The 9,849-nt window shown below is 44.5% G+C and carries 11 protein-coding genes; 8 read left to right on the top strand and 3 right to left on the bottom strand.

What is annotated here, in order from left to right:
* From QUB13_RS21135 to QUB13_RS21120, 4 genes are all read left to right on the top strand, one after another.
* Window positions 1-1,589: CHAT domain-containing protein (locus tag QUB13_RS21135; RefSeq protein ID WP_333384350.1), on the top strand; the 1,589-nt coding region annotated here is incomplete at its 5' end.
* Window positions 1,590-1,614: 25 nt separating this feature from the next.
* Entirely contained in the window at window positions 1,615-2,460 is an 846-nt protein-coding gene (locus QUB13_RS21130; RefSeq protein WP_333384348.1) for an Rpn family recombination-promoting nuclease/putative transposase, read from the top strand.
* A 208-nt stretch (window positions 2,461-2,668) separates the two neighbouring features.
* A complete protein-coding gene (locus QUB13_RS21125) occupies window positions 2,669-2,944 on the top strand; it encodes a hypothetical protein (RefSeq protein WP_333384344.1) in 276 nt (91 codons plus the stop codon).
* Complete coding sequence (locus tag QUB13_RS21120) at window positions 2,931-4,388, top strand: hypothetical protein (protein ID WP_333384341.1); 1,458 nt, start codon at window positions 2,931-2,933, stop codon at window positions 4,386-4,388. Before QUB13_RS21125 ends, QUB13_RS21120 begins: the two co-directional genes overlap by 14 nt.
* Window positions 4,389-4,513: 125 nt before the next feature.
* On the opposite strand, the gene thiL is transcribed toward QUB13_RS21120, so the two are convergent.
* The 3 genes from thiL to QUB13_RS21105 all read right to left on the bottom strand — a co-directional run bounded on the left by thiL (window position 4,514) and on the right by QUB13_RS21105 (window position 7,354).
* Entirely contained in the window at window positions 4,514-5,509 is a 996-nt protein-coding gene (gene thiL, locus QUB13_RS21115) for a thiamine-phosphate kinase (protein WP_333384338.1), read from the bottom strand.
* Between the two features lie 174 nt (window positions 5,510-5,683).
* The gene (locus QUB13_RS21110) at window positions 5,684-5,998 is read right to left on the bottom strand and encodes a hypothetical protein (protein ID WP_333091710.1); all 315 of its coding nucleotides are present in this window, start codon (window positions 5,996-5,998) and stop codon (window positions 5,684-5,686) included.
* A 234-nt stretch (window positions 5,999-6,232) separates the two neighbouring features.
* The gene (locus tag QUB13_RS21105) at window positions 6,233-7,354 is read right to left on the bottom strand and encodes a peptidylprolyl isomerase (protein ID WP_333384335.1); all 1,122 of its coding nucleotides are present in this window, start codon (window positions 7,352-7,354) and stop codon (window positions 6,233-6,235) included.
* 381 nt (window positions 7,355-7,735) lie between these two features.
* Here QUB13_RS21105 and efp point away from each other — a divergent pair, with 381 nt between their 5' ends.
* The 4 genes from efp to QUB13_RS21085 all read left to right on the top strand — a co-directional run bounded on the left by efp (window position 7,736) and on the right by QUB13_RS21085 (window position 9,731).
* Window positions 7,736-8,293: an elongation factor P gene (gene efp, locus QUB13_RS21100; RefSeq protein WP_333091714.1), complete on the top strand. Its 558-nt coding sequence runs from the start codon at window positions 7,736-7,738 to the stop codon at window positions 8,291-8,293.
* A 185-nt stretch (window positions 8,294-8,478) separates the two neighbouring features.
* Complete coding sequence (gene accB / locus QUB13_RS21095) at window positions 8,479-9,021, top strand: acetyl-CoA carboxylase biotin carboxyl carrier protein (RefSeq protein ID WP_333384330.1); 543 nt, start codon at window positions 8,479-8,481, stop codon at window positions 9,019-9,021.
* A 65-nt stretch (window positions 9,022-9,086) separates the two neighbouring features.
* Complete coding sequence (locus QUB13_RS21090; RefSeq protein ID WP_194011574.1) at window positions 9,087-9,446, top strand: ArsR/SmtB family transcription factor; 360 nt, start codon at window positions 9,087-9,089, stop codon at window positions 9,444-9,446.
* Between the two features lie 108 nt (window positions 9,447-9,554).
* Window positions 9,555-9,731, top strand: a complete 177-nt coding sequence (locus QUB13_RS21085; RefSeq protein WP_333116699.1) for a hypothetical protein — start codon at window positions 9,555-9,557, stop codon at window positions 9,729-9,731.
* The last annotated feature ends 118 nt before the right edge of the window (window positions 9,732-9,849 follow it).

Here is a 9,849-nt window from a genome sequence, read left to right as displayed (position 1 = left end):
CTGTTCGTACCCTTGAGGATTTCCCGATCGATAATGTATTAACATTAAATAACCTGGGCTGGGATTATCTCGCAAAACTAAACTACATCAACCAAGAAAAACCAGAAGACACAAACCAAAAAGCAGCAACTCTCCAAAGTGCCTACGATACCTTTAAAAATGCCATAACCGTCGCCGCCCAACTGCGGAAGTTGGAATCGCAAAATGAAACCAAGCAAAAACATGACTTGCAGTGGGATAGGCTTTACATGGGTATGGTGCAGGTATGTCTCGATCGCGAAAGCAACCAAGAAGCACTAGAATATGCCGAAGCCAACAAAGCCCGCAACCTTGCAGAAGTAATCGCCCAGAAACAGGAAATCCCCAAAACCCTAGAACCCATCACATTCAGCGAAATCACCCAACTCCTCACCCCAAACACCGCCCTCATTGAGTGGTACATCACCAACGAAGAAATCATCACCTTTGTCGTCACTTACCCCGACGTGCTGACAGTGCACCGCCACCGTCAATGGGATGAATTAACCGATTTAGTTGCTGAATACCGGGCAAACTACATAGTAAGCAAAACCGACTGGCAAAAACAACTTGCTACCTATCTCCAGCGCCTCGCAGATATCCTCGAAATCACCACAATTCTGCCGCCATCAAGTACCAGCTTAATCCTAATTCCCCACTGGTTGCTGCACCTGTTCCCCCTCCACGCCCTACCCCTAAGTGACGGCGAATTCTTATTAGATAAATACCTCGAAGGCATTCAATACAGCCCCAGTTGCCAACTCCTGCAACAGATTACCATCCACCCAAATTTTGACCAACTCCTCGCCCTGCAAAACCCCACCTCCGATCTGCGCTACACCGATTTAGAAGTCGCCAGCATCGCCCCCAAATTCGCGCTCAGTCAAATTCTCCCCGGCGATGAAGCGAGTAAAACAAATCTCCTAGAAAAGTATCTAGAACAGTTAGAAAACGCCCACTGCGCGCACTTTTCCTGTCACGGCTCCTTCAATCCCGACGATCCCCTAAAATCGTTTTTAATCTTGTCTGGCGGCATCATCGGCGGAGATTCCCAGTCGAGGGCGGGATCGGATTTAGATGAATCGAATCGTTACGTGGAATGGCGCGACGGCAAAACAGCCGACATTAACAAATGCCTGACATTAGCAGATATCTTGTTACTGCAATTCAAATATTGCCGCCTAGTCGTGCTTTCCGCCTGCGAAACCGCGCTAATTGACACCAACAATCGCTCCGATTATATTGGATTACCGACAGGATTTATCCACGCGGGAGCAATGGGAACCCTAGCCAGTCTTTGGGCTGTCAACGACCTCTCCACCGCCTTGATGATGGTAAAATTCTATGAATTGCTCAAACCAGGAGTGAGCATCGGTAAAGCCCTCCACGATACCCAGCGCTGGTTTAAGTCTGCCGCGACTTCCGATTTGCTATCATGGGTGCAGGAATCGGACAGTTTCGAGGCCGATAGAAAAAAACCGATCCTCAAGGAATTAAAAGGCTACAATGATGACGAACAACCCTATGGCGATGTTTATCATTGGGGAGCGTTTTGTGCGATAGGCTTATAATCCCAGGAAAGATTTAATTTAATCGATGAAAACCGATAGCATATTTTACAACATTTTCCAAGAATTCCCCTTTGTATTCTTTGCTCTTTTGGGCATACCCGCCGAGAGTGCCAACCAATACCAATTTACATCCCAAGAAGTCAAACAATTAGCTTTTCGCCTAGACGGTTTATTTCTACCAATTATTCCCGATCATCAACTACCATTCTACGTTGTAGAAGTCCAATTTCAACCAGATCCAACTCTCTACTACCGTCTCTTTGCCGAACTATTCATCTATCTCAAACAATACCAACCGCCGCACCCTTGGCAATTGGTAGTCATCTACCCAAATCGGCAAACCGAAAGACAAAGCAACATCCACTTTCAGGAAATGCTCGCCCTCCCACAAATCACCCGTATTTACATCAATGAACTAAGTGCATCAGAAACAGCATCTCTACCCATAAAATTGATTAAACTGGTAATCGAACCAGACAACACCGCCGAAAACTTTGCCATAGATTTAGCCAGACAAGCCGAAACCGAAATATCGGATACCACAGCCAGAAAAAACTTCATCAACTTACTAGAAACCATCATTGTTTACAAATTACCCCAAAAAACCAGAGAGGAAGTTGCCGCCATGTTTAGCCTAACTGACTTAAAACAAACCCGATTTTATCAAGATGTTTTTGCAGAAGGACAAGCAGAAGCAGAAGCCAAAGTACAAGTTGAAAAACAGCGACAAAAAGTTGCTATGTTCAGACTGTTTGGTCGAGGATTAACTACAGAAGATATTGCTACAATCTTTAACTTACCCCTAGCTGAAGTAACAGCGACTATCGCCGAATCTCAAAAAGAACAAGCTGAACAAGCCGAGCAAAATTAATCAAACTACGCTAAAATTAGTAGGGTGCGTCAGTTGCGAAAACCCTGATTTTTCGACCAACCTAAGACTGACGCACTTTACAAGTCGATCAAAGTGTGACACTTGCCTAATTGCTCATTCAAACAACATCCATTTGTGAGATAAAATTATGAACGAAGTCGATATTTAGTCCCAAATCTATAACGCCATTACCACCGCCCCGGCAATTTTGACTCCCCCTTTCATCGAAAGATTGCTCGCCGAAGTTCTCCCTTTAGCAGAATCTGGTGCTGATAATGATACTGTAGAAGATGCTATAAATACACTCTACAAACAATTTAAAGATGTTAGAGATGCCATCAAAAATCTGGTCATAAAAAATCTCGATGATGTAGAAGCAGAAGCCACGCCCGGTTATGAAACAATCGTCAATACCTATCCCGACATCAAAAAGCTAGAAGCAAGCTTGAAAAAACGCATTGACAAAGCCGATGCTAAAAATTGACCATCCCCAAATCTACATCTACAGCTACCAACTCAGCCAGGAAAGCAAAACCAAAGCTAACTCAATCTGGACTTGGGCTAATAGTATCTGGCAACATTTTAGCCCAGAAAAAGAGATAATTTTTTCCCAAGCCAACCTCGGTTATCCCCTCACTAAAGTCAAAAAATTCTCGCATTCCGATAAAATTGATGGTTCTTTTAAGTTTTGCCTTCTGGAGGATAGCGAAGGCATTTTAGCGAGAATTGGCAGCCCAGAAACCGAGGAAAATAAAAGCCTAGAAATTACAGAATTACAACAATTTAATCAAAATAATCTCCTAATTTCTGATAATTATCAAGATTGGCTAGGACAGACTATTTTTATTACCTACAAATTACAAACTGATTCATATCCAACCAAAGATTCCATCCGCCAAGTTGCAGATGAATGTTTAAAGAATCTGTTCCCCGAAGCATCTGTGCGTCCACCTTTTTACCGCGATACTGAGTTACTGGGTTCTCCAATTTTTGAGTATAGTTCGATAAAAAGTCAACTGCAAGTCTTTGTTTCTCTGGTTGATGATGATATTGAGGACAAATTAGGGCAAATTATTCAACCTTTGTTTGAACTGTTTTATTACCGCCATAAAATCACTAAAGCTTTTCTGGATAGCCGCAGCAATTATGATTTACTTAAGAAACTATATGTAGAAATTGAGGTGACAATCGCTAGCTTACAAACAAAAATCGCTGAGTTTGAATCGAACAATGATGTTGATTCCCAGGAAAATGTTAATCTAGATAAGTCTTTAACCTATCTCAAAATCAAACTAAAAGAGTTACTGGGAGAAAGTTTGAATTATGAAAGAGCCTTAGAATATCTCGAAGATTTTAATAATACGATAAATATTCATGTTTACAATTATCAGGAACAACTGTCTGAGATTTCTTATAAATGGCAATTTTCAACGGATAAATTGAGCGCATTTAATTTTTTTATTGAGAGAAGTTGTCCGTATTTTCAACGACAAATTCAGGGCGATTTAGGCTATTTTAAACATGGTACTGATTTGATTAAGATTGCGGTGGATTTGGTAGCGGGGATTGTGGATATCGAACAAGCAGAAATCGATCGCTCTTTAGAAAGAACTATTCAAATATGGGGTACTGGATTAGGGGCTGGAGGCCTTGTGGTGTCTGCGGTTTCAAATTATATCCAGACACCCCTAGTGTTCAGAATACCTCAAAAAGGGGATGTGCTTCATCCGGCTGTAGCTAGTCTGTTGTTGAGTCTTTTGGTTGTAATTCTGGTTTCTGGATTGATGGGCTGGATTAATGGTGCGTGGAAGATTAATCATTTGAGATGGTTTCGGCGCAAGTCTGAACCTCGGAGATTGCCCGATTCCCAACGTCCACCAGTTAATGATATTGTACAGGAAGCGGCAGAAGAAAGACTCGGCGGTTGAAACCGCGTCTATACAAAGAAAAACTCGGCGGTTGAAACCGCGTCTATACAAAGAAAAACTCGGCGGTTGAAACCGCGTCTACACAAACGATGTCCGCCTCCGCGGACTAAGAAATAAGAGAGAATTCAAAAGTGTTGAAATCCTCGATCGATCTTTAAGCCCACATCAGGACAAATACCGCTGCTATCACTCAACAAAATATCCTTGCTTTCGGTAGTGATTCCCACGATCGCAGCACCATCACCAATTCGATCGACCAATAGCTTAGCACGGGCGATCGGCAAAAACAACACTAACTCAAAATCTTCGCCGCCGTACAACGCCCAATCCAGAGCCTTTTCAGTAGATACGATTTCGCTTAAACTATGGGGAATTGGTATTTTCGTGCGATCGACTTTTGCACCCACACCGCTAGCCCGACAAACTTGCACAATCGCATCAGCTAAACCGTCGCTGCTATCCATTCCGGCGATGGAAAATTCACCCGCAGCATCTAAAATTTCCCAAACAACCGGCAAAACATCCAGTCTCGGTTTAGGCCGCTGATGAGCGAGAATTAGAGAAGTTCGATCGCCATTTTCCAGATTGAGTCCAAATTCTGGATTCAACAACAATTCTAATCCCGCGCGGGAGGCTCCGTGCACGCCAGTCGCCACAATCCCCCAATTCGATCGCGCATTAGACCGACAGATGGTACGATCGCACTCAACTTGTCCAAAAGCAGTAATCGCAACTGTCACCACGGGCGATCGCACCACATCCCCACCGACGATCGGCGTATGATAAACTTCCAAACAAGCCGTCATCCCCCGATAAAACTCTTCCACCCAATCCACAGCCGTATCCGCACTCACAGCCAGGGCTACCGTCACCGCCAGAGGGGTTGCTCCCATTGCCGCGAGATCCGACAAATTTGCCGCTGCGGCGCGCCAGCCTGCATAATAAGGGCCTGTGGTGCGATCGCTAAAATGCACACCATCCACCAACATATCCGTCGTCACCGCCAGAGATTGGTGAGGATTTGTCGGAAGTACCGCACAATCATCTCCCACAATTTCGGCGGGGCAGAATTTTTGCAGTATGCTTAAAAGACCTTGTTCTCCGATATCCTTAACTTTCATAATTAGCAATTAGTCTATCGAACTTTCGCACTTTAAATAAATCCACTTAATTAAATATAAAATATGACTCCCACTCAAGCTTACTGTGTATCTCTTCTGACTTCACGGCGCTAGATAACTAAACCTTTCTTCCTTCTTCCTTCTTCCTTCTTCCTTCTTCCTTCTTCCTTCTTCTTACCATTCCTTACCCGAACTCGGCGGCAAGCGCAACCTAGGAAATCGATAAAAAGTATCTCCTTCATCATCCACTTCTAAAATAGCCGAAAAAACTTTAACTTGCCGGTTTAAATACTCCTGAGCAACTTCAGCCTCCACCCTAGCGCTGGCGGCCAACTGAATCAGCGACATCTGACTGTTTTGATTTTCCAATAACTGATAAAAAGCCTCATCCAACTGTCGCTTTTGCTTGCTTTCATTCAGATTATTGACAATCAACAAGCCTGCGAATCCGCCCAAACCAATTACCAATAAAAATTCTAAAATTGCCATAAAATCGATTGCATTGCGAGTTTGAATAACGCTGAATAAAACTAAATGAAATAATGATGTTAATTCAACTTCTACTTATCTAATAAATTTTTGCAGCCTACGGAGGCAGGCTTTGTTTTTGTAGAAGCGATTTAAATCACCGTCTTAATTGATTCTTGCAGCCCGCAGAAGCGGGCTTTGTTTGTGCGATCGCGTTGCTAGCGATTTAAATCGCCGTCTTTGTTTGCGTGCCGATCAAACTTGAGGTTGAACTAAATTTTCCTTACCTTTAATCACCTTAGCAGATACAATCTTGTCTCCCTGCTTCAGTTGCTCCAAAACCTCTTTTCCTTCAGTCACGTAACCAAAAACAGCATATCTACCGTCCAACAGATTCAAACCAGCGGGCGTAAGTTCAGGTTCAAACAAGAAAAAGAAAAATTGAGAAGAACCGCTGTCGGGCTCGGCTTCTTCCCTAGCCATCGCCACAGTACCAAAAGCCGAAAAAGGCAAAACAGGTTCGTCGCGATAGCGCCCCGCATCTTCTAGAGTAATCCCGTAAACAGGTTCTTGGTCGTCTCTAACGAGCACTTCTAGCGGAATATTCCGATATTTGCCAGTAGCTGGGTCAATAAAACCCACTTCCTTGCCTTCGGGGTCTCCAGTTTGCAAAACATAGGATTCTTCCGATCGAATAAACGATAAACCGTCATAAAAACCTCGATCGACCAAATCCACAAAATTACCAGCAGTCACCGGCGCGCTGTAACCGTCAACCACAAGAGTCATTTTCCCCTTTTGAGTTTCCACAGCCACAGTAGCGCGCCCTTTCAGTTGAGGCAGATTAGCATACTTTGCCGGTACTTCAAACGGAAACTTTGTCACCATCAACTCTTGGATTTCGCCTACCGAACCGAGGATTGTGGCTTTCAAATCAATCACTTTTTCCCTGTCTTTAGCCTCAACAGCCTTTTCCAGTTGGGCAACTCCCTCCTTGACTCGCACGACTAGCGCCTCAGCTTCCGGCTTTTGCGCCTCGGGAATACTCGCTAAAATATCTGACTCCCGCAGGTTGAGAATCCTTGAAGCCTTGCTGACATCGCTGCTAATGGGCCCCCAACGCTTAGAACGTATGTGGTTGCCAATATCTTCGAGACTGATTTGCAATTCTCGCACAGTCTGATTGTCAATCGGTAAAGCTAAGCGCAGCAGCGCCCGGCCGTCGGTAATCGCATTCCCCGCAGGCATACTGCTGGGGCGTTTGGCATGGGATACTTCACTGAAACTCAGGGAGAGTGAGAACAGCAGGAGTGCTAAAGCGACGGTTTTGACCAAGCGCTTGCACCTATCGATCGAGAAATTCTGCAAATGCAACATAACTTTAACTTTTATTGCCTCTTTTATCTTCCCACAGCGCTGCCCGCCTTCTAACCGTTACATCCGTTCCCAAACTTCGTTCCTGAGAGAGCTTTTTAGCTTTCGGTACAGAAGTTGCTCCCTTTCAACGGTAAAATAAAATGCCAATTGCTTTTTGATGCCGTCGGCTAGACTGCGGCTTTAAGCTGACACTGCTCAAAAACTGATACAATCCCCAGACTCCTGTCGTGGAGAGATCGAACATTTTAGACCGAGGTTCCTGCTTTGGTGACTCACTCAGCCACCAGTAAATCTCAAATCGAAAAATGGCAAATCTAAAATCGACTGACTGTAGTTCCCCCGTGCCCTCCGGCGACGGGATTGCCCGCAAAAATTTTTTATATGATTTCCAGTAACGACTTCCGAACAGGTGTTTCAATTGAATGGAATAACGGCGTGTGGCGGGTTATCGAATTCCTCCACGTTAAGCCAGGAAAAGGCTCAGCTTTTGTGCGGACAAAATTAAAAAACGTCCAAACAGGAAGCGTAGTAGAACAAACTTTCCGGGCTGGGGAGAATATGCCTCAAGCCAATCTCGAAAAGAGCTCGATGCAGCATACCTATAAAGAAGGCGACCAGTTTGTCTTTATGGATATGGAAACTTACGAGGAAAGTCGCCTCAGTGCTAAGGAAATAGGCGATCGTGTCAAATATCTCACTGAAGGAATGGAAGTCAGCATCCTTCGCTGGAATGACCAAATCATGGAAGTGGATCTGCCCAACTCTGTCGTCTTGGAAGTGACGCAAACCGATCCCGGAGTCAAAGGAGATACTGCCACCGGTGGCAGCAAACCCGCCATCCTCTCCACGGGCGCTCAGATTATGGTGCCTCTATTTATTTCGATTGGAGAACGGATTCGGATTGATACTCGTGAAGACAAGTACCTCGGTCGAGAGTAGAAACGACGGAGGAAAAGGGAGTTTTGAGTTCGGGTTTTAGAGTTTTAAGTTAAATAGCTAAAAATTCCACACTTATCGCTCAAAGCTTAAAAACTATCCCTTTTATCTCCAAACTCGGTGAGTTTCCTGGCTGCGCCGGATTCCTAATTTTCAATTATCAATTCTCAATTACCCTTTAATTTGCTGTGGAATTAGACTTAAACCAGCTTTGCGAATTGCTAACTGTTTTAGACAAAACAGGCATTTCGGAACTGACGTTAAAAAGTGGGGAGCTTGAACTGACAGTACGCAAAGGCATTCTAGCCAGCGAACCAAGCACCGCTGCAGCGCTCCCTGCTGCTGCGACAATCGCTCCGATCGCCTTGGGTGCTGCTAGTAGCTCCACTGTGGCATCACCGGATGCTGTTGGCGAAAATTCAGGAGCGGCTCAGGCTCATCCCCCTGCTGCCGTTTCTGCTGCCGTTTCTCCTCCTGTCGATACCAAATGGGTGCCAATTATCTCGCCGATGGTAGGAACCTTTTATCGCGCTGCAGGCCCCGATGAGCCACCTTTTGTCAATGTGGGCGATCGGATCAAAGTCAGCCAGACAGTTTGTATTATCGAAGCGATGAAGCTGATGAACGAAATTGATGCTGATGAAGTGTCCGGTCAAGTGATGGAAATTTTAGTCCAAAATGCGGAACCTGTCGAATACGGTCAAGTTTTGATGCGAATTAATCCGGATTGAAAGATTACTTTATTGTTATGGAATAAATCCTAATATTTCCAAATCGCTTCTCTCCGGTGAGTTTGATGAAGTCATCCCAGCCTGTCCCGCAAGAGGTTGTGCAACAAGTTGCTGAGTATTTCAGCATCCTGAGCGAACCAATGCGTTTACGAATTTTGAACTTGCTTCGCGACGGCGAAAAATGCGTGCAAGAGTTGGTGGAAGCTACTCAAACGAGTCAAGCCAATGTTTCTAAGCACCTCAAACTTATGGTGCAAGCTGGTATCCTCACTCGCCGGAGCGAAGGGACTTCAGCTTATTATAAGGTGCAGGACGAGTTAATTTTTGAGCTGTGCAATATGGTGTGCGATCGGCTTGCTACCAGGATCGAAGAGCAAGCCCTGCACTTTAGAGCATTTAGCCTGACATCAAATACTAAAAATTAGTTTTTAGTTGTTAGTTGTTAGTCCTTAGTCCTTAGTTGTTAGTCATTACAGCAATCCTTGCAGGATTTGCAGGACTATTCCTTACCATGCTCTTCGAGAGCATGGCAGATGGTTCGGCTCTGGCTCGCTTACATGGGTTTCCAGGCTCTGGGAAAGCCACCAGTTAACGTCATTAGTCACAAGTGCGATCGCCCCCCAATAGCAAACCTCATTAGTCCCCAGCCATCAGTTATATCAAATCCGGTAACGGCGGAATTATATCTGACAAACGAGCGGGACACTTAGCTGCACGATCGCACTGCACTCAGAAAATATTATTTTTTGTAAAATATAAAAATATCATCAGTTATCAGTTATCAGTTATCAATCCCTACTTTTTTCATTCCGATCGATGATCTTCGCA

The organism is Microcoleus sp. B4-D4 (assembly GCF_036705185.1).
Lineage (GTDB): Bacteria > Cyanobacteriota > Cyanobacteriia > Cyanobacteriales > Microcoleaceae > Microcoleus.
Note: the sequence above shows the minus strand (reverse complement) of the source record. Positions and strands in the feature narration are given on the sequence as shown.